Source organism: Gluconobacter sp. R75690 (genome assembly GCF_015244525.1).
GTDB classification, from domain to species: domain Bacteria; phylum Pseudomonadota; class Alphaproteobacteria; order Acetobacterales; family Acetobacteraceae; genus Gluconobacter; species Gluconobacter potus.
The window spans coordinates 479,614-499,423 of the sequence record NZ_JABCQB010000001.1 but is presented as its reverse complement, the minus strand read 5'-3'; the positions used below and the strand labels follow the sequence as shown (position 1 = coordinate 499,423).

Genomic DNA, 19,810 nt, shown 5'->3' with positions numbered 1-19,810 from the left:
TCCCCTGCGGGTTCAGCTTGGAACATGCTTCCAAGAGAGATACGGTATCACCATCATGAGTGCACTGCTTCCTTCCGATCCCGCCACCGATCCGTCCTTCCACGACATGCTGGAAACCCGCCCTTCCCTGAAGATGGACGCACGGGACGGCCTGCTGTTTGAAGGCGTGCCCCTGCACGTCATTGCAGCCGCCGTCGGCACACCGTGCTGGATCACGGGTGCCGAAACGCTTCGACGCCGCGCAAAAGCCCTGTGCGCCGCGTTCGAAGCGCGGAACCTGCCGGTGAACATGCATTTCGCCATGAAATCGCAGGACCATCAGGCGACGCTGACCATCCTGCGCCAGTGCGGCTACGGCGTGGACATCGTCAGCGGCGGCGAGATGCAGCGCGCCCTTCATGCCGGGATTTCACCCTCGGCCATCGTGTTCTCCGGCGTCGGCAAGTCCGATGCGGAACTGCGGGCCGCCGTCGAGCATGACATCGCACAAATCAATGTCGAAAGCGTCGAGGAACTTTACCGTCTGGACGACATCGCCCGCGCCTGTGGCCGCGTTGCCCGCGCCGCCCTGCGCGTCAATCCGGACGTGGACGCTGACACGCACGACAAGATTTCCACCGGCCGCGCCGGAGACAAGTTCGGCATCGAGCACCGCCGCGCCGTCGCCCTGTATGGTGAAGCTGCCAGTCTGAAAAACGTCCGCCTCGTCGGTCTGGCCGTCCATCTCGGCAGCCAGATGCTCACGGCAGGCCCTTTCCGCGAAGGTTATGCCCGACTGGCCGAAATGGTCCGCGAAATCCGCGCGGCCGGCCACACCGTCGAAGCCGTGGACTGCGGCGGGGGCCTGGGCATCCGCTACCGGGACGAAATCGCCCCTTCGCCCGACATGCTCGCCGGTGTCATTGCCGAAACGCTGGGCGATCTTGACGTCCGTCTCAGCATCGAACCCGGCCGCTGGCTCTCCGCCCCGACCGGCCTTCTGTTGACCCGGGTTATCGAAACCAAGGCTGGCAATCCCGATTTCGTCGTGCTCGACGCCGCCATGAACGATCTCGCCCGCCCGTCCCTTTATGAATCGTGGCACGGCATCATGCCCGTTGCCCCGAGCGGCCTGACAAGCCCCACCAAACTCTGGGACATCGTCGGCCCGGTCTGCGAAAGCAGTGACATTTTCGCCCGCGACCGCGCCCTGCCTGCGGACACAAAGCGCGGCGACCTGATCGCCCTGCTCGATACCGGCGCTTACGGCTCGGTCATGAGTTCCAACTATAATTCCCGCCCATTCGCGGCGCAGGTCCTGATCGACAACGGAAAATGGGAGATCATCCGCCAGCGCCAGAGCGTTGCGGAACTGATCGCTGCCGAAACTGTTCCGGAATGGCTGACAGCTAAGGACGACCATGGCTGAGCCAAACCCGGCCCTCCACCTCAAAACCCTGCGCCGGAAAGCCCAGCGTGTCCTGTGGTGGGAACGCGCCTGGGAACCCCTGCGCTGGCCCCTGCTGCTGATCGCGTTCTACGTTCTGGCCTGCCTTGCACGGGTCCCCCAATCCCTGCCGGACTGGCTGCATACCCTGCTGGAAGCCGGCGTTCTCGGCACGGCCCTGTGGCTGACCATCACCGGCCTGCGCCGCGTGCCTCCCGTCAGCATCCCTGTGGCCGACCGCCGGATCGAGCATGATTCCAAACTCGCCTACCAGCCTCTCCTCAGCCTGACCGACCGACCGGCTTTCGCGGGGAATGGCGAGCAATCCGCCATCTGGTCCCGCCATGTGGAGCGCGTCACGGCTTCACTTGGCACGCTCCGCGTTGGCCTTCCCCATCCCGAAACCAGCCTGCACGAACGGCTCGCGCTCATTGCTGTCCCGCTGGCCATCGTGGTCGCGGCAGTTCTCGGCGGTACGCATACGCCCTCACGTCTTCACGCAGGGCTGCTCCCCGGCGTGGATGACGACAGCATTCCGCTCCCGACCCTTCAGGCCTGGATCGACCGCCCGTCCTACGCACCCGGCGCGCCGATTTTCCTTTCCGCCACGGGCCACAACACGCTTGATGTTCCACAGGGTGCCATCCTGAACGCCACCATCACCGGCGCGCATGGAAAACCCGCCCTGCACGGGATCGCTACGCCTGAACAGAACAGGCTCGATGCCGAAAGCTGGAACAGCCACGGCACGCTCCAGCAGTCCGGCACCATCAGTATCGTCGTCCGTGGCCGCACCCTTGGCTCATGGCGCGTGAAAGTCGAACCCGACCTGCCGCCCACCGTCACCTGGGACGGCAAACCCGGCCCGCAGAAAGACGACTGGCGCACCGGCCTGCCCTGGCACGTCCACCAGACCTATGGCGTCGCCTCGCTTGAAGCCGAGATCAACCTGCCCGGCCTGACCCGGGGCCGCGTCCTGCGCGTTCCCATCCCGCTCGACGGACAGCCCAAGGATGCGAAAGGCGTCGCCACGCCAGACCTTTCCTCCGATCCGTTTGCCGGAATGGAAGTCGAAGGCCGCCTGCATGCCAAAAGCGCGTCAGGCCGCGAAAGCCGCAGCGATATCGTCAAATTCCAGATCGCCGCCCGCAAGTTCAATGATCCGCTGGCCCGCGCCCTCGTCGCCCTGCGCCGCCGCCTCATGCTCGGCCAGCAGCGCGCCTCGCAGGCTGCAGCCGAACTGAACCTTCTGACGCAGACGACCGACGAACGCGCCATTCTCGCAACCCTCGGCCTTGAGATCGCCTCGCTCCAGAAAGACGCCCCTGATGGCTCGGCGGACCGTGTGCCCGGCGAACTCTGGGCACTGGCGCTTTATCTGGACGATCTGCGCCGCGACGGCCCCGACATCGCTGATGCCGCCGCCGAAGTCCGTGCCGCCCAGCAGGGCGTGCAGCAGCAGCTCGATCACATGCGGGACCTTGGCGAGAAGGGCCACACGCTCCCCGAACAGGAAGAACTCCAGCGTCGGACACAGGCTCTCAAGGATGCTCTGAACCGCCGGATGCAGCTCCTGTTCTCGCGCGCGGCCCAGAGCGGCATCGTCATGCCGCAGTCCGGCACCAGCTCGGCCGATCCGTTCTCCGATGAAATGCGCCGCCTCCAGTCCGAGGCCAATCAGGGCCATGGCGACGAAGCCCTCAAGCGCCTCCAGCAGATGGAAGACATGGCCGAGCGCATGCGTCAGGCCAGCCCCGAGGATCTCAAGGCGCTTGCCGAGCAGATGAAGGCGCAGGCCGAAGCCCGTGCCCAGCGCGCGGCCCTACATGATCTCGTCCACCGCGAGACCACCCTGCTCGACCACACGCAGTCCCGCCTCTCGGCAGCTCAAAAGGCCGCGGCTCCGCCCGATGACGGCAGCCGCCCGGATGTCAGCCAGATGTCCACGGCCGACCTGCTCCGTCAGCTCGGCATGCAGCCCCCGCCGGGCATGGAGCAGCCTGCCGACGCCAAACCGCCCACTCCGGTCGATCCCGCCACGGTCGCCGCGCAGTCCGACGGACGCCGCGCGGACCATGCCCTGCAACGCGCGCTACAGCGCGTGAACGACATCCTGAGCCACCGCGTCAAAGACCTGACCGGCAAACCCGCCACAGCCTTCGAAAAAGCAAAGACGGACATGCAGACCGCGCGCGAAGCCCTCGCGGACCGCAAGGATGCCGAGGCCCAGACCGCCGAGCAGAAAGTCCTCGCCGATCTGTCCGAAGCCGGAAAGCAGATGCGCCAGAACCAGAAATCCGGCGGATCGGGCAAGGGACAGGGCGGCAGCCTGAGCTTCATCCCGTCCGGCGGCGCAGGGGGTTCCGGCAAACCCCAGCAGGGCGCGAAAGGCCAGCAGGGCGATGACGGCGACCAGCCCCAGGCCGGCGACGAAGACGGGGATGACGACGACCAGAAGGATCAGGATCCGCTGGGCCGCAAACTGGGCGAAGGCGACAAGGGCAAGGATTCCGACGCCCATATCCCGGACAAAAGCGCCCGGGACCGTGCCCGCGACATCGAGCGCGAACTCCGCCGCCGCGCCTCGGACCGCACCCGCCCGCAAAGCGAACTGGACTATCTGGAACGGCTCCTCAAATCGTTCTGACACAAAAAAAGCCCGGCGCCGTCATGGCACCGGGCTTTTTCAGATCCAGTCCTTAATGGACATAAGCAGTTCTTTCACGACCCCACTGCCCCGTCCGGGCTGCCTCCTCAATCTGAGCTGCCCCGGGCAACACGCCGTGCATCAGCATCTTCCAGTTGGGATCGGCGACCAAAATTGCACACAAATCACTCCAGTAGAGCGATGAATCAAAGTGTGAATTGGTGCTGTTATGAATCAGCATCAGCGCCTGATCGGCATGACCCCTGAAGATCAGATCGAGCATGATCTGCGTGGTCGTAGGCAGGCCCTGCCCCGGACGCTTCTGCCGGGTTTCCCACATGAATGCCCCGGTTTCATTTCCGATGGATGCTCCCTCGAACTCCAGGGAGACAAAGGACAGGGCATTCTGCTTCAACCGCTCCGCATCCAGCGCGAATGTTCCATTGCGCCAGATCACGGGAACCGGTGTCGACACGCTGTCGGAATCGGATGCGCCGAATGGCCTCAGCACAGGGATCGACAGCCCGAAACCGAACGGCCCGGTCGCAGGCGGAGCCTGTGGCGGGTATTCAGGCTGGCGGCAGTCGCCAATTTTCTGGAAATGCGGCAGTTGCGCAAAACGCAGCGCGACATAGTCGCCGCACCGTTCTGCCCCGCCTGCGCCAGCGTAAAACAGGAGGTCCGGCGCGTCCCCTGGTTTCGGTCCCGTCCGCTGCCAGAGCGTCGCGACAGATCCGGGTAGTCCGTCAATATTTTCAGAAACCGGGGCGCCCTTGCCCATCCAGACGAGACAGAACGACTGCGGCTCTGCGCTCTGAACCTGGCAGGCCCGCGCCTCTACATGCCCTTCAGGCCCGGACCACAGAACCCGGGCCTTCCCGGCAGGCGTGGAACCGGCAGACGCCGCCCCGCCCCAGATCCCGACAAGAAGAAGAGCAAGAGCTGAGCGCGCGCGCATACCGGATTCCGTTTCTGAAAATTACATAACGTTACGGAATACGATAGAACGGATTGGGCAGAAGAAAACCCTTTTTCGCATAGCCCCCGCTCAGATCGGACGGCTGGTCCCCGAGGCTTGCAATGATCATATAGCCCTTGCGCTCAATCCGCTCGCGCGTCGGCGTCTTGTACAGCGCTGCATAACCATGAGACGTCATCGGCCGCAGATACAGCCCGTCCCAGTGCCGGATTCCCGCCAGATGCAGGTTCCGCTCCGTGGCCTCGCGCTCGTCCTCATGCCGCCCCGTCACGAAAAATACCGCGACATGATGGGCCTGCGCATCCTCGATCAGCGCCCGCGTGGACGCAAAAGCGGGAGCCCGCCCGCTCTTCTCCCAGGCATCCGCGCCGCACGGCCCTTTGGGCAACGCATCGCACGGACCAGCCGCGATATATCCGAAATCATTGGCCCGGATCTCGTCCCAGTTGGACAGCGTCGTCTCGTCGATATCGAGCACGATAGCCGGGCGACGCGTCTTCGGCGCAGTCTCGTCAATCCACTGACGGGCCTGTGCCACAACGACATCGAAATCATGCTGATAGTCGCCACTGTCGTGATAGGCGCTGGCGGCCAGAATGGCATCGCCCACATTCGCGGGCTGTGCGGCCATGGCAGCCAGAGGCGACATGGCGCCACCGACGAACAGGCTGGTGGCGAGCAGGAGAGAACGGATCATGGAGGAGCCACCTTTCGTGACAGAAGAACAAGACCGACCCCGACGAGGGCCAGAGCCGTTCCGATAACGGAAACACCGCTGTAACCCAACCCCATGGACAGCGCGATCCCTCCCAGCGCCGCGCCAATGGCGTTTCCGAGATTGAACGCCCCGATATTCATGGACGACGCCAGAGCCGGCGCATCATGCGCGGCCTGCATCACCCGCATCTGAAGCGCGGGCATCAGCGAAAACGTGGAGGCCCCCCACAGAAGCGACGCAAACAGCGCGCCCGGCACGGTCTGCGCCATCCATGGGAAAATCAGCATGATGGCGCCAAGAATGGGGAAAAAGACCAGCAGGCTTCCGTCCAGCGAACGGTCCGCACTCCGTCCACCCACGGCATTGCCGATGGAGAAACCGACCCCCGTCAGCATGAGCGCCACGGTAATGACCGTCGGGCTCGCATGGGTGATGTGCTCAAGGATCGGCGCAATATAGGTATAGAGGACGAACATCGCCCCTGCCCCGATCGCGGTCGTCAGCAGCGCCAGAAGCACATTGCCCTTCACGAGCACCCGCAGCTCCCGCCCGACTTCCGGCGCCGGACCAACCTCACGGGCCGGCAACGCAAGCTGTACCGCCAGCATGGTCACGAGCCCCAGCGTCGCCGTTATGCCAAAGGCACTGTGCCAGCCGAAATTCAGCCCCAGCCAGGTTGCCGCCGGAACACCAATGATGTTGGCGATCGTCAGCCCCATGAACATGGACGCCACCGCACTCGCCCGCCGGGAAGGCGCCACCGACAGCGACGCCTCGACCGCACCGAGCCCGAAAAACGCCCCATGCGCCAGACTGGTCAGGACACGCGCCGCAAACAGCAGTTCATAGCTGTTGGAAACGGCGGAGAGCAGGTTCCCCGCGACATACAGCCCCATCAGCAGGATCAGGGCCAGCTTGCGCCGGAACCGCGCCATCAGCAGCGTAATGACGGGCGCGCCGATCATCACGCCCATCGCATAGGCCGTCACCAGGCCACCGGCCTTGGGTACGCTGACCTGAAGACCATGGGCGATGACGGGCAGAAGGCCCATCGGGGTAAATTCTGTCGTGCCGATGGCAAAGGCGCCAACGGCGAGCGACAGCAGGGGCCAGTTTGGTGGCGATTTCGCTGCCAGTTTCAAGACCGGTCTCCGGGACTGCAGATTGTTCGAGATTGATCGAACCCTGCCATACCCGGAATGCCGGAACAACCAAAAGTTGTTTTACATCATGCCGTTGGGATGCTCGCCCATGTCCATGCCATCCATGATCATGGTTTTGTGGTGCGGATCATCAAGATGACATTCATGATCCTGAAGCTCCTCGCCCGATCCATGATCGAAGACATGCGCCATGTCATCGAGCAGAATGAACCCGCCATGCTTGGCCGGCGTGATGACAAGCGTGTGGATGGACATGTCATCGGCCGCAATCACGCGGAACGGCGACGGATCCAGCGACGGTACGATCCGCGCCCGGTACGGATGACCGTACAGCGACACGAGCGACCAGGTCTCGGTGATCATGTTCTTGTCGAGCTCGGCCCGGGCATAGGCCGTCAGGCAGTCCAGATGGATATGCAACTGGTCCTGCGTGCGGCCCGGACGCGAATTGATGGCCATCGACAGATGGGCGTCCGGGATTTCGAACCCGTAGGACTGCGCCACATGCCCGCGCTCCGCCCAGGCTTCGGCGAAATAGTTCGGTGTCTCTGGCTTCAGCAGGACGGGATCTTCCACGCCCGGAACCTTCTGCGTCGGGATCACGAGATACTGCCCACGCCCGGTCTTGTCCTTAAGCAGGGCATAGCCGTCTTTTTCGTCATAGACCGTGCAGGGCTTGTGCGCAGCATCCGGCGCGCACCGTCCATGCACGACTTTCCACAGCGCACCCCGGTCATGGGACTTGCCACACCCTGACAGCCCGAACACAACCGCTGCCGCCAGAAAACCAACCCTGGCCGCCGTCCCGTAATTCCGCAAATTCATTCTTCCCTTACCTGACATTCAAGCTGCATCGCAGCCGCCAGCCTCTCGAAACGACGGCGAACCGCACTGCCTGCCGCCCGGACGCTGCGCGCGCCCAGAACCAGCACGAGCGTTCCGTCTTCCACGAGGAGCCTGCACTCATCGAGCAGGACCTTCGTCCCTGCACAGAGTGTATACGCCAGCCGGAGCGCCAGACCCAGCCGCACCGCACGCTCGATTTCCGAACGCGACAGAAGCTGCCGGGAAGGTTCGATCAGGGGAGAGTCCATCGAGACTTCGTAACGCACCGCCAGCGTCAGCCCGATGAAGGCCCGTGCGCTGTGGTCAAAGCCCACGCCATGACCATGCATCACACGCCGGTAGGTCTGCTCCGCGCGGTATTCGGGATGATCGTAGGACCCGATGTCCGACAGCATGCAGGCCAGTTCGCGCAGGCGCCTCTGGGTCCGGGTCTCGTCGCGGAACAGCGGCGCCGTCCAGCTCACCAGAGGTTCGGCCAGCGCGGCACTGCGCGCCAGACGATTGGCCATCTCCGCCGCCAGATCCGTCATCGGATCGAGGCCAGCGACCGAAGACGCGACATGGCGCATGTACCAGCCCTCGCGCAGCCCATCGACACTGAACACGACCTTGGACGGACGGACGCGCTCCATCAGGCAGCGCAATACAACCGCAGCAAACGGCGCATCCGCCAGACGCTTGCGGGGCGCGCCGGGCAACTTTTCCAGAGTACGGCGGGGTGAGGCAATGACCCAGTCCGCCATCTCCCGCGCTTCCCCTTCCGAAAGAGTGAACAGATGCACGAGGTTCAGCGGATACTGCGTCCGCGCGATCTGCAGTCGCGCCAGAGCCCGGAACGCCCCACCCACCAGATAAAGCGGCCGCCCCGTCATGCCCGGAAGCCAGTTCACGGCTGCCAGAAGTTCGTTCGCGATTTCAGCCGCGCGCTCGATGCTGCCCTTGGCGCGGTCATGCAGCCGGATCACGCCCAGCTTGGTCGTCACAGCCTCGAAATACTGACCCTCAGCCACATGGATCAGCTCCAGCGATCCGCCGCCGATATCCGCAACCAGACCGTTCGCTTCGGGCAGCCCGCACAGCACGCCGCGCGCCGCATAATCGGCTTCCTCGGTTCCTTCCAGAACCCGGATCGGCACACCTGGCATCCGGGCGCGGATCGCATCCACGAAATCCGGACCGTTGGACGCGTCGCGGACAGCCGCCGTGGCGAGAACCTCGAAAGGCTCGGCGCCCATGGCGCGGGCGACGGTGTGGAACCGCCCCAGCACGTCCATCGCCAGCGCCACACCCTCGTCATTGAGACGGCCCGTTGCATCCAGACCACGCCCCAGCTTGAGCGTGACCTTCTCGTTGAAGATCGGAAGGGGGTTGCGCGTCACCCCTTCAAAAACAACCAGCCGGACCGAGTTTGAACCGAGATCGACAATGGCGGAACGCTGTGAAGATGAGGACATGCAGATCAGTCTTCCAGAATCCTGTCGGGCCGCTCACGGGGGCGATGCGCCTCCGGAAGGACCTTCTCCCGCGCAGCCGATCCTCGGCCGGACAGGGACGGATTGTTCATGAAGTATTCGTGGGCGGAGAACGGATGTGCGCCCGGCGAAACCCGATGCCAGTAGCCGTCCCTCGTGAGCGTCCAGCTCTGAAGGTTGTCCTTGATGTTCATCGTCATGATCTGGCCAAGAATCTGCGCATGGACCGTCGGGTTCGTGATGGGCACCATGGCTTCTACCCTCCAGTCCATGTTCCGCACCATCCAGTCTGCGGAAGAAATGAAAACTTTTGCCTTGTGAGACGGCATCCGATGCCCGTTTCCGAAGGCAAAAACCCGCGCATGTTCCAGAAAACGCCCGACAATCGACTTGATTTCGATATTATCCGAAAGTCCCGGCACACCAGGACGCAGACAGCAGATTCCCCGGATAATCCCGATGATCTTCACCCCGGCCTGAGACGCCCTGTACAGTCGGTCAATCAGTTCCGCGTCCACGAGGCTGTTCATCTTCAGCCAGATCCGGCCCGGCCGCCCTGCTTTCGCGTGATCAATCTCGTCCTGGATCAGCTGCTCCAGAGTGGAGCGGATGGTGATGGGCGAAAACGCCAGCGCATCCATTTTCGCCGGAATGGCGTAGCCCGTCATGTAATTAAACAGCCGAGCGGAATCCGACGCCAGCTTCGGGTCACAGGTGAAAAACGACAGGTCTGTATAGATCCGCGCCGTGATCGGATGGTAATTGCCCGTCCCGAAATGCGCGTAAGACCGGAGCAGCCCATTCTCGCGACGGACGACAAGGCTCAGCTTGGCATGCGTCTTGAGATGCGCAAACCCGAACACGACCTGCACGCCCGCCGCCTCCAGCGCACGCGACAGGCGGATATTGGCCTCCTCGTCAAACCGCGCTCGAAGCTCGACCATCGCCGTGACCGACTTGCCAGCCTCGGCCGCCTCGATCAGCGCATGCACGATCGGACTGTCGCGGGACGTCCGGTACAGCGTCTGCTTGATCGCCAGCACGTTCGGGTCCAGCGCAGCCTGACGCAGGAACTGCACCACGACGTCGAAGCTCTCGAACGGATGATGGACGAGCATGTCCTTCGCCCGGATCGCCGCAAAGCAGTCACCGTCATAATCCAGAACGCGCTCGGGAAAGCGCGGCGTATAAGGCGGGAACACCAGATCCGGGCGGTCATCAACAATCAGCTGCTTGAGATCCGTGACACCCACGAAACACGGCAGGACAACCACGTCCTCTTCGCCGACGCCAAGCTCCTCACCCATCTCACGGCCCAGCGCCTCAGGCAGCTTGCGGTCCAGAGCAAGATGGATGCACACGCCGCGACGACGCTGCTTCAGTGCAGTTTCGTAAGACCGCACCAGATCCTCGGCCTCGTCCTCGAACTCCACATCCGTATCGCGGATCACGCGCAGCACACCGGCCGCCCCGATTGCCAGACCGGGGAACAGACGTCCGGCAAACAGCGTGATCAGGTCTTCGAGCAGCACAAACCGGATCTGGTCCGGCGTCTCCTGCCCTTCCTTCAGACGCGCCGGCAGCCGCAGGAAACGGGGCACCTGCGCTGGCAGCAGGATCAGTCCATCCATGACATGCATGGAGGATGCCGGGTCCTTGAGCCGCATGAGCAGCGCCAGCCCCATATTGGGAATGAACGGCAGCGGATGGGACGGATCAACCGCCATCGGCGTCAGAACCGGGAAGACGCGCTCGTCAAACAGTGTGGAGAGCTGCGCCAGATCCGTCTCGTCCAGAGAGTCGGTCGGCAGGATGACGATCCCCGCCTCCTTCAGCTCCCCTTCCAGCATATGCCAGACGCGCTGCTGCTCGGCCAGGAGATGCCGCGCCTTCTGCCGCACCTGCGCAAGCTGCTGGACCGGCGTCAGCCCGTCCGGACTGCGGACGACCATGCCCTCGCGCACCTGCCCCACAAGCCCCGCCACGCGCACGGAATAAAACTCGTCGAGATTGCTGGAACTGATGGACAGAAACCGCACCCGTTCCAGAAGCGGATTGCGCGGGTTTTCCGCCTCATCAATGACGCGCTGGTTGAAGTCGAGCCAGGACAGCTCCCGGTTCAGGAACCGCTCCGGCGATGTCGGCATCTGCGCGTAGTCTTCGGCCCGTGCCGCGGCTGCCTGCCGACGGCGCCCGCGGTTCTGCGCCGGGGTCACGGCATTGCGGGGCTTTCGGGGGGAGCGGCGGCGCGGAGCAGGCCGGGAATCTTCAGTCGTCACGATGGGGTCTTCCGGAACACACAGAAATACGGATCGCATAAAAGGTCATGCCGCGGGATAGGCATGTCAAACGGAGTTTTTGTGTCACGCCCATGACGCCTACCCCTCGGGCGTCAGAAGATCCGGCAGCATTTCCAACGCCAGTGCCCGCGTAATCGGCTGCTTGCGCGCCAGAGCCGCCTCGTCCAGCCGCTCCACCGCCGAGACCAGCGCATTGCCCGTCCGGGGCAGATGCCGCCACAACCATTCCGTCACCGTCTGCGACACCACAAGCTGCCGGTCCGCCAATAGAGACAGCAGCAGCGTTGCCCGCAGATCGTCCTCGGGCTCGCCCGTCGCCGTAGTCGCCGTCGCCCGCAGGCGGCTCGCCAGATCGGGCAACATGAAATGACTGCGCGAGGGTGGAAGCCGCCCCGCCATCAGAACCCGGTCACCCTGGGAGAACGCATCGTTCAGCAGATGCAGCATGGTCGCCTCATCTCCCGGCGAATCGGCATTGTCGATTGCCAGATTCCCCTGAACCCGGATCCGCCCGCCTGCCGAAGAGGTGGAAAACAGCCGCGCATCCAGCACCGTGGCATCATGTTCATGCGCCCAGGCCGTCAGAAGATGCGTCTTCCCCGTCCCCGAAGGCCCCCAGAGCCAGAGCCGCTCGTCCGGCCACTGGTTCCGCGCCAGCCAGGCCCGCGCGGCCGCATTGGACGGCCCGTTGATGAAACGCTCGGACGTCATGGCCGTCACGCGACGCAGCGGAAACGCCATCTGAACCGCCGAGCGTCCACGATGATGCTCCCGGCCGACAGCCCCGGATTCCGGCACCGCATCCCCGTCCGTGGCCCTGCCCGCATCCCGTTTCGTCATCCCAGGTCCCTTTTTCATGCCGTTACGCCTTCAAACAGGCGTTCCGCCAGCGCTCAGGATGCTCTAGAACGGCGTCACGTCAACCAGCGGGAACCTTCGACCATGACCGATCAGCCTGACACCTCCCCCGGCACGAGCCACAGCACGACCGGCGGCGCAAGCTACGCACAGGCCGGCGTGGACATCGCCGCAGGAGATGCTCTGGTCGACGCGATCAAGCCCGCAGCCAAGGCCACGAACCGTCCCGGCACCATGGGCGGCCTCGGCGGCTTCGGCGCCCTTTTCGATCTCAAGGCCGCAGGCTTCACCGATCCCGTCCTCGTCAGCTGCACCGACGGCGTCGGCACCAAGCTGATGGTCGCCATCGAAGCCGGCAAGCATGACGACGTCGGGATCGACCTCGTCGCCATGTGCGTCAACGACCTCGTCGTGCAGGGTGCCACCCCGCTGTTCTTCCTGGACTATCTCGCCACCGGAAAGCTCTCCGTCGAAGCGGCTGCCACGGTCGTGAAAGGCATCGCCAAGGGCTGCGCCGAGTCCGGCTGTGCCCTCGTCGGCGGTGAAACGGCCGAAATGCCCGGCATGTACGCCCCCGGCCATTACGATCTCGCAGGTTTCAGCGTGGGCGCGGCCGAACGCAACAGCCTGCTGCCGGCCAACATCGCCGAAGGTGACACGCTGATCGGCCTTCCCTCGTCCGGCGTCCATTCCAACGGCTTCTCGCTGGTCCGCGAGGTCGTGCGCCGCTCCGGCCTCGGCTGGAACGATCCGGCCCCCTTCGCCGAAGGGCACACTCTCGCCGAAGCCCTGCTGACGCCCACGAAACTCTATGTCCGCACGGTTCTGGACCTGCACGCGAAGGGCCTGCTCCACGGCTGCGCCCACATCACCGGCGGCGGCCTGCCCGGCAACCTGCCCCGCGTCCTGCCTGAAGGTCTTGGCGTCCGCATCGACGGTTCCGCATGGATCGTCCCACCCGTGTTCCGCTGGCTGGCCGAAACCGGCAACGTCGCTGCCGACGAAATGCTCCGCGTCTTCAACTGCGGCATCGGCATGGTGCTCGTCACCTCTGAGCCCGAGAAGGTCATGGCAGAACTGGATACGCGCGGCGAAACCGGCTTCCTCATGGGCCAGATCGTCCGCTCTGACGACGCCTACACCCTGACCGCACCGGTCTCCTTCGCATGAAGAATTCGCACTCGAAAGCCAGAGCCAAGGCCGCGCCCAAAAAGACCGAGAAAGTCCCCGTAGCAGTCCTGATCAGCGGCCGCGGCAGCAACATGCGCGCCCTGATCGAGGCCTGCGCCCGTCCGGACTACCCCGCCGAAATCGTACTGGTCCTCAGCAACCGCCCGGATGCTCCGGGCCTTGAAGTCGCCGAAGAAGCGGGCCTGAAAACCCTCGTCATCGACCACAAACCTTTCGGCAAGGACCGCGAGGCCCACGAGCGCGAAATCGACGCTGCCCTTCAGGCGTCCGGCGCCATGCTGGTCGTCCTCGCCGGCTACATGCGCGTGCTGACGCCCTGGCTGGTCAAGGCATGGGAAGACCGGATGCTCAACATCCACCCGAGCCTCCTCCCCGCCTTCCCCGGCCTGCACACCCACGAAGCCGCCATCAAGGCCGGTGTGAAAGAGCATGGCTGCACGGTCCATCTCGTCACATCCGGCGTGGACGAAGGCCCCATCCTCGGACAGGCCAGCGTTCCCGTTCTGGAAAACGACACACCCGAAACCCTCGCCGCCCGCGTTCTGGAACAGGAACACCTGCTTTATCCGGACGTGCTGGAAATGATCTGCCGCACCGTCGGCTGAGCACGCCCTGTCAGTGTCGCGGCGGGTGCGTCCGGATGGGCTGGGGTAATGGCCTCAGCCCATTCTGAAGAAGCCGAAGCTCTTCAGTCGCCATGCAGCGCATGATATCGGCCCCATATCCAGTGCCGTCCACGCCGAAATCAGTCGTCGCCTTGCAACTCGACACGGCCCGCTCCCGCCACACCCCATAGGCCCGTTCATCGAACCCGGTCCGTCCGTCGGAAGACAGACGAACGTCAATCACCTGCTCCAGATACGATGCGACGTTCCCCGTGCACCCATTGGCATTTTTCTGATCCGACCTGCAGGGCCGCATCGCCCCATCCACACACGCGACAACCTCGGAATCAGAGCTGTAAGGCTGGCCGATACAGGCATCCAGTCTCCGCCTGTCCGGAAGCTCCTCGCAGCCCTGACCCGGAAAATGCGGGCCGACACCTATAACGGGCTTTGCCTCGGGATAAAGGGCGCAGTCGCGAAGACCATCACGTACAATCTCGATATGCAGAACCACAGGCAGATGACGGGCACCTTTCGTCCATGTTCCCTGCAAACCCGCCGCATTCCGCCAGTTTACCGGGCCGGGATCAGGCCTTGATGTAACGAAGCGCAGGTCAAACACGCCTCCGCCCGGCTCCACGAAAATAAAGGTTTCTCCCTGCGCCTTGGCTTTCAGCGGGATCTCCCTGTGCTGCGAGACGTAGGAATAATGCACGTCGCGCAGATGGGTATCGTCCGCTGGCGTGACGATCATGACAACGGGCAAATCCCCGATTGTCCCGCTCAGCCCCAGCATGGGGAAAGGTCGCGTCACCGCGCAGAACGCGAAGTGAGAAACGCAGAACGTCAGCCCGGCAAGAGCCCTGCGGCAAAACCCCTTCATCGCGCCTGACATGACAGTTTCCGACCCCGGTTTTTCTTCCGGCCTACAAGCGCCGACCAGGCAGGAGGTTCCGCCCGACAACAAAAAAAGGCGCGGACCGAAGCCCGCGCCTTTCCTTCAGGACAGAAAGTCCCAACCGCAGATTACGGCAGGATTTCGGTCTCGGCGAAGAAGAAGGAGATCTCGTTCTTCGCGTTTTCGAGGCTGTCCGAACCATGCACGGAGTTGGCTTCGATGCTCTCGGCGAACAGCTTGCGGACGGTGCCTTCAGCAGCGTCGGCCGGGTTCGTCGCACCCATGACTTCGCGGTTCTTCGCAACAGCATTCTCGCCCTGCAGAACCTGAACGACAACCGGCTCGGCGATCATGGAGGACACGAGGCTGCCGTAGAACGGACGCTCCTTGTGAACCGCATAGAAAGCGCCAGCCTGCTTCTCGGTCAGCTGGATGCGCTTCTGGGCAACGATACGCAGGCCAGCGCCTTCGAACACGGCATTGATCTTGCCGGTCAGGTTACGCTTGGTTGCGTCGGGCTTGATGATGGAAAGCGTGCGCTCGAGAGCCATCTTTCTTCTCCTGGTTAGGACCGGTCCTCGCGGGACCAGCGGGTAAATACCGCCGTTCCACTAGAGCAAATTCATCGTTCCTGATAGGTCTGTCGCAGTATTTTAACGTCCCCTGTTTCTTTTCTTCCGACTGATCGAGGCGCCCGTGAGCCTGCTCACCATCACCGACCTGACCCTCCGCATCGCGGGCCGCACCCTGCTGGACAATGCGTCCCTCAGCGTGGACCCGGGACGCAAGATCGGTCTGATCGGCAAGAACGGCGCCGGAAAGTCCACCCTTCTGGCTGCGATCGCCGGTGATTTCGCCCCCGATGGCGGCACCATCACGCTTGCCGCCCGGGCCACGATGGGCCGCGTCAAACAGGAAACGCCCTCGGGCAGCACCTCCATCCTCGATACGGTCCTCGAAGGCGATCTCGAACGCACGCGCCTGCTCGCAGAGTCCGAAACCGCCACCGACCCTGCCCGTATCGCCGACGTCCACGAACGCCTCATCGCCATCGACGCCTATACGGCCCCTGCCCGCGCCGGCGCCATCCTCTCCGGCCTCGGCTTCGATCAGGACGCCCAGAACCGCGCCGTCTCGGACTTCTCCGGAGGCTGGCGGATGCGCGTGTCGCTTGCCACGGCGCTGTTTTTGAACCCCGATCTTCTGCTGCTCGACGAACCGACGAACCATCTCGACATCGAAGCCACGCTCTGGCTGGAATCCTGGCTCGCGAAGTTCTCCGGTGCCGCGATTATCGTCAGTCACGACCGCTCCCTGCTCGACAACACCGTCGATGCCATCGCCCATCTCGATCACCAGAAAATCAGCGTCACCCCTGGCGGCTACGACAATTTCGTCCGCATCCGCACGGAACAGGCCCTCCAGCAGAACCGCGCCGCCGAACGCATTACTGCCCAGCGCGCCCATATGCAGTCCTTCGTGGACCGCTTCCGCGCCAAGGCCACCAAAGCCAAACAGGCGCAGGCCCGTCTGAAGGCTCTCGAACGCCTCCCCCAGATCGACAGCGTCGTGGAAGACACGCCCACCCGCTTCTCCTTCCCCGAGCCGCAACCCCTGCCCCCGCCGATGCTGAGCCTGAACAATGTCAGCCTCGGCTATGACGGCCGCGTCGTGCTCAAGGGCCTGAACCAGCGTCTGGACATGGAAGACCGGATCGCCCTACTCGGGCAGAACGGCCGCGGCAAATCCACCTTCGCCAAACTGCTGGCCGGTCGGCTGGAGCCCATGTCGGGCACCTACACCCATTCTCCCAAGCTGAAGATCGGCTATTTCGCCCAGCATCAGAGCGACGAACTCGTCCTGACCGACACACCGATCGACCATATGAGCCGCGCCATGCCCGACGCGCTCCCCGCTGCCGTCCGCGCACAACTCGCCCGCTTCGGCCTCGACGAAAACCGTGCTGAAACCAAGGTCCGAGAGCTTTCGGGTGGCGAAAAGGCCCGCCTGCTCCTCGCCCTCTCCACCCGCGAAGCCCCACACCTGCTGATCCTCGATGAGCCAACCAACCATCTCGATCTCGATGCCCGTGACGCCCTGATCCGCGCCCTGTCAGAGTTCGAGGGCGCGGTCGTCCTCATCAGCCATGACAGCCATCTCGTGGAATCGGTCGCCGACCGCTTCTGGCTTGTTGAAGACGGCACGATCGCACCCTTCGAGGGCGACATGGCCGAATACCGCGCCTGGCTCCTCGAACGCGCCCGCAAGGCCCGCGTCGAAATGGCGGAACGCAGCAAGACCGCCACGACATCATCTGAGGGCGGCTCCTCATCGGCCCAGAAACGGATCGACCGCAAGGAACAGACCCGCGCCCTCGCCCCCCTGCGCCGCAAAATCCGGGACGCGGAAACGAAAATAGCCCAGCTCACCAGCGAGAAGACAAAAATCGAAGCCAGACTCGCCGATCCGGCCCTCTATCAATCCGGCGATTCCGCGGAAGTAACATCTCTGAATGTCCATCTCGCCGCCCTCAACGCCACCCTCGAAACCGTTGAGGAAAGCTGGCTCGAGGCCCAGGCAGAGCTTGAGGACGCTACAGGCTGACCCCTGCCCATTTCCTTGACAGGAAACTCTTAACAAAAATGATTTGTTATTTGTTAACCATTGTGAGAGATACAGGTTCTCCAGGGGGTTAACATCCTGTTTCGGTCCTGACCGGCAGCAGCGGCAGGGTGTTCCTGACCTGTCACTACACTCAGGTGCTTTTTCCAGTCCGACGTTCGGGTCTCGGAAGGGAAGGAACCTCCAGCTCTAAAAACCTGCCGTTATACAGGAGCCCAACACATGACCTGCGAATATCGCGCTCCATCCGACTGCTACTATGGCCGTCCCTTCCATGCTCCCTCCTACGACGCGAACGGCTGTTCCTACAGCCCGCACCACGCCCAGTCTGCTTCCGGCCTGACCGTCAGCGGCTATGGCCGGGTCCTGTATGTCCTTGATGGTGATTCCATCACGAAGACATCCATCGTGAATGGTGGCACGGTCGTCGTCGGATATGGCGGGTCATCCAGCTACGCCACGATCGGCCGTGACGGCCTCCAGGCCATCATTTCGGGCGGCACGTCCTCCCACACGACGGTCGGAAGCGGCGGTATTGAAGCCGTCTACACCAACGGCAGCACGACGCAGACCGTCCTCAACGGTGGCGATCAGGTCGTGTTCGGCGGCACCGCCACCAACACGACAGTCGGCAACGGCAGCACACAATACGTGCTGACAGGACAGGCAAACGGCACGACCATCGGCGCCGGCGGCACGCTGGCCGTCTCAGGCTGGGGCACCGTCAGCAACGCTTCTGTCCTGAACGGCGGTACGCTGGTCGTGAATTTGGGAGCCGTCGTCCAGAACACGAAGCTCTATACGGGCAGCACACTCGACCTGAACTTCCTGCGCTACAGCAGCAGCACGACGGCCACGATCAGCAACGACTATCTGGTCATCACCAGCGATCACGGGAAGATTTCCTTCAAGCTGGCGGACAATTACAGCGGCTACGCAGGACAGACCGTGACCCTGTCGCGCGACAGCGACGGCAGCACGCTCATCCATCTTCAGGAAGTCTGCTTCCTGCCGGGCACCCTGATCGCCACACCCAACGGCGAGCGCGCTGTCGAGAGCTTCGAGATCGGCGACAGCGTCGTCACCCCGAACGGCGAGACCCGCACCCTGACCTGGGTCGGCCGCGCCCATGCCCGCGTCCGCGCCGGTCTCCCCGACGACCAGGCCGGCTATCCGGTGCGCATCCGCGCCAATGCGATCGCCGATGGCGTTCCGCATACCGACCTTCTGGTCACCGGCGAGCACTGCCTGTTCCTCGATGGCGGCTTCATCCCGGCCCGCATGCTGGTCAACGGTGCTTCCATCGTCTGGGATTACGCCATCACGTCCTACGACTACCTGCATGTCGAGACTGACGGCCATTCCGTCATCCTCGCCAACGGCCTGGCAACGGAATCGTATCTCGACACCGGCAACCGCCGCAGCTTCACGCAGACCGGCCGCGTCGTCGCCTTCGGTGGCGCCCCCGCAAGCTGGGAACATGATGCCGCTGCCGAACTGGTGACCGATCGCGCCCGTGTCGAGCCGGTCTGGACGGCAATCGCAGCCCGCAGCAACGTGACCGCCACTCCCGCAGCGACGACCACGGATGCCGAACTGCGCCTGCAGCTTCCCTGCGGAACGCTGCTCGCCCCGAGCCGGATCGCCAATGACCGTGCCGTCTTCAGCCTGCCGGACGGTGTCAGCGATGTCCGCATCCTGTCCCGCACCAGCCGTCCCTGTGACATGGTCGGACCGTTCCTCGATGATCGCCGCGATCTCGGCGTTCTGGTCGGCGACGTGACGCTGTTCGAAAGCGCCTCCACCCGCCAGGTCACAACGCATCTCACGACGGATGCCGAGGGCTGGCATGGCCTTGAAGCAGCCCCCCTGCGCTGGACGGCCGGTAACGCCACGCTCAGCCTCGACACCATGACAGCGGCGGTCCTGACCCTGCAGATCATGGCAGCAGGCCCCTACACCGTCGAAGACACCACTGCTCCGGTCGCCCGTCGCGCCTGAAGAGCAGTCCGGGCTCCGGACATTCCGTCCGGGTCCGGCAATGTCGGCGGCGCGCATGCGGGCCTGCCGGCAAAAGAAGGGGGA

The 19,810-nt window shown here is 63.8% G+C and carries 15 protein-coding genes; 6 read left to right on the top strand and 9 right to left on the bottom strand.

The window, feature by feature from the left end; all coding sequences use genetic code 11:
* The first annotated feature begins 55 nt into the window (after positions 1-55).
* Positions 56-1,408 (top strand): diaminopimelate decarboxylase, encoded by a 1,353-nt coding sequence (lysA, locus tag HKD27_RS02295; RefSeq protein WP_194688073.1) that lies wholly within the window; start codon positions 56-58, stop codon positions 1,406-1,408.
* Complete coding sequence (locus HKD27_RS02290; protein ID WP_194688074.1) at positions 1,401-4,073, top strand: DUF4175 domain-containing protein; 2,673 nt, start codon at positions 1,401-1,403, stop codon at positions 4,071-4,073. Before lysA ends, HKD27_RS02290 begins: the two co-directional genes overlap by 8 nt.
* 52 nt (positions 4,074-4,125) lie before the next feature.
* Here the strand turns inward: HKD27_RS02290 and HKD27_RS02285 are convergent, their stop codons facing one another.
* The 7 genes from HKD27_RS02285 to HKD27_RS02255 form a co-directional block, all read right to left on the bottom strand.
* Positions 4,126-5,031 (bottom strand): hypothetical protein, encoded by a 906-nt coding sequence (locus HKD27_RS02285; RefSeq protein WP_194688075.1) that lies wholly within the window; start codon positions 5,029-5,031, stop codon positions 4,126-4,128.
* Positions 5,032-5,062: 31 nt separating this feature from the next.
* Positions 5,063-5,749, bottom strand: a complete 687-nt coding sequence (locus tag HKD27_RS02280; RefSeq protein WP_194688076.1) for an HAD family acid phosphatase — start codon at positions 5,747-5,749, stop codon at positions 5,063-5,065.
* The gene (locus tag HKD27_RS02275) at positions 5,746-6,912 is read right to left on the bottom strand and encodes an MFS transporter (RefSeq protein ID WP_194688077.1); all 1,167 of its coding nucleotides are present in this window, start codon (positions 6,910-6,912) and stop codon (positions 5,746-5,748) included. Before HKD27_RS02275 ends, HKD27_RS02280 begins: the two co-directional genes overlap by 4 nt.
* Positions 6,913-6,993: 81 nt before the next feature.
* On the bottom strand, positions 6,994-7,758 hold the full coding sequence (locus HKD27_RS02270; protein ID WP_194688078.1) for a CDP-diacylglycerol diphosphatase: 765 nt from the start codon (positions 7,756-7,758) through the stop codon (positions 6,994-6,996).
* Positions 7,755-9,233 carry a Ppx/GppA family phosphatase gene (locus tag HKD27_RS02265; protein WP_062495582.1) on the bottom strand — a complete coding sequence of 493 codons (1,479 nt, stop codon included), beginning with the start codon at positions 9,231-9,233 and terminating at the stop codon, positions 7,755-7,757. The genes HKD27_RS02270 and HKD27_RS02265 overlap by 4 nt, the downstream gene beginning before the upstream one ends.
* Before the next feature lie 5 nt (positions 9,234-9,238).
* Positions 9,239-11,398: an RNA degradosome polyphosphate kinase gene (locus HKD27_RS02260; RefSeq protein WP_370544218.1), complete on the bottom strand. Its 2,160-nt coding sequence runs from the start codon at positions 11,396-11,398 to the stop codon at positions 9,239-9,241.
* 231 nt (positions 11,399-11,629) lie between these two features.
* Positions 11,630-12,292 carry a DnaA ATPase domain-containing protein gene (locus HKD27_RS02255; RefSeq protein ID WP_194688080.1) on the bottom strand — a complete coding sequence of 221 codons (663 nt, stop codon included), beginning with the start codon at positions 12,290-12,292 and terminating at the stop codon, positions 11,630-11,632.
* 201 nt (positions 12,293-12,493) lie between these two features.
* Here HKD27_RS02255 and purM point away from each other — a divergent pair, with 201 nt between their 5' ends.
* Both purM and purN read left to right on the top strand, forming a co-directional pair.
* Positions 12,494-13,579, top strand: coding sequence for a phosphoribosylformylglycinamidine cyclo-ligase (purM, locus tag HKD27_RS02250; RefSeq protein ID WP_194688354.1), 1,086 nt, complete (start codon positions 12,494-12,496; stop codon positions 13,577-13,579).
* Positions 13,576-14,205 carry a phosphoribosylglycinamide formyltransferase gene (gene purN, locus HKD27_RS02245; RefSeq protein ID WP_194688081.1) on the top strand — a complete coding sequence of 210 codons (630 nt, stop codon included), beginning with the start codon at positions 13,576-13,578 and terminating at the stop codon, positions 14,203-14,205. Before purM ends, purN begins: the two co-directional genes overlap by 4 nt.
* 10 nt (positions 14,206-14,215) lie before the next feature.
* Here purN and HKD27_RS02240 read toward each other — a convergent pair whose 3' ends face one another.
* Both HKD27_RS02240 and ndk read right to left on the bottom strand, forming a co-directional pair.
* Positions 14,216-15,100 (bottom strand): hypothetical protein, encoded by an 885-nt coding sequence (locus HKD27_RS02240; RefSeq protein ID WP_194688082.1) that lies wholly within the window; start codon positions 15,098-15,100, stop codon positions 14,216-14,218.
* A gap of 131 nt (positions 15,101-15,231) precedes the next feature.
* A complete protein-coding gene (gene ndk / locus HKD27_RS02235) occupies positions 15,232-15,654 on the bottom strand; it encodes a nucleoside-diphosphate kinase (protein WP_011253445.1) in 423 nt (140 codons plus the stop codon).
* A gap of 145 nt (positions 15,655-15,799) precedes the next feature.
* On the opposite strand from ndk, the gene HKD27_RS02230 reads away from it, so the two are divergent.
* Both HKD27_RS02230 and HKD27_RS02225 read left to right on the top strand, forming a co-directional pair.
* On the top strand, positions 15,800-17,707 hold the full coding sequence (locus tag HKD27_RS02230) for an ABC-F family ATP-binding cassette domain-containing protein (protein WP_194688083.1): 1,908 nt from the start codon (positions 15,800-15,802) through the stop codon (positions 17,705-17,707).
* 240 nt (positions 17,708-17,947) lie between these two features.
* Positions 17,948-19,726, top strand: a complete 1,779-nt coding sequence (locus HKD27_RS02225) for a Hint domain-containing protein (RefSeq protein WP_194688084.1) — start codon at positions 17,948-17,950, stop codon at positions 19,724-19,726.
* Positions 19,727-19,810 lie beyond the last annotated feature (84 nt).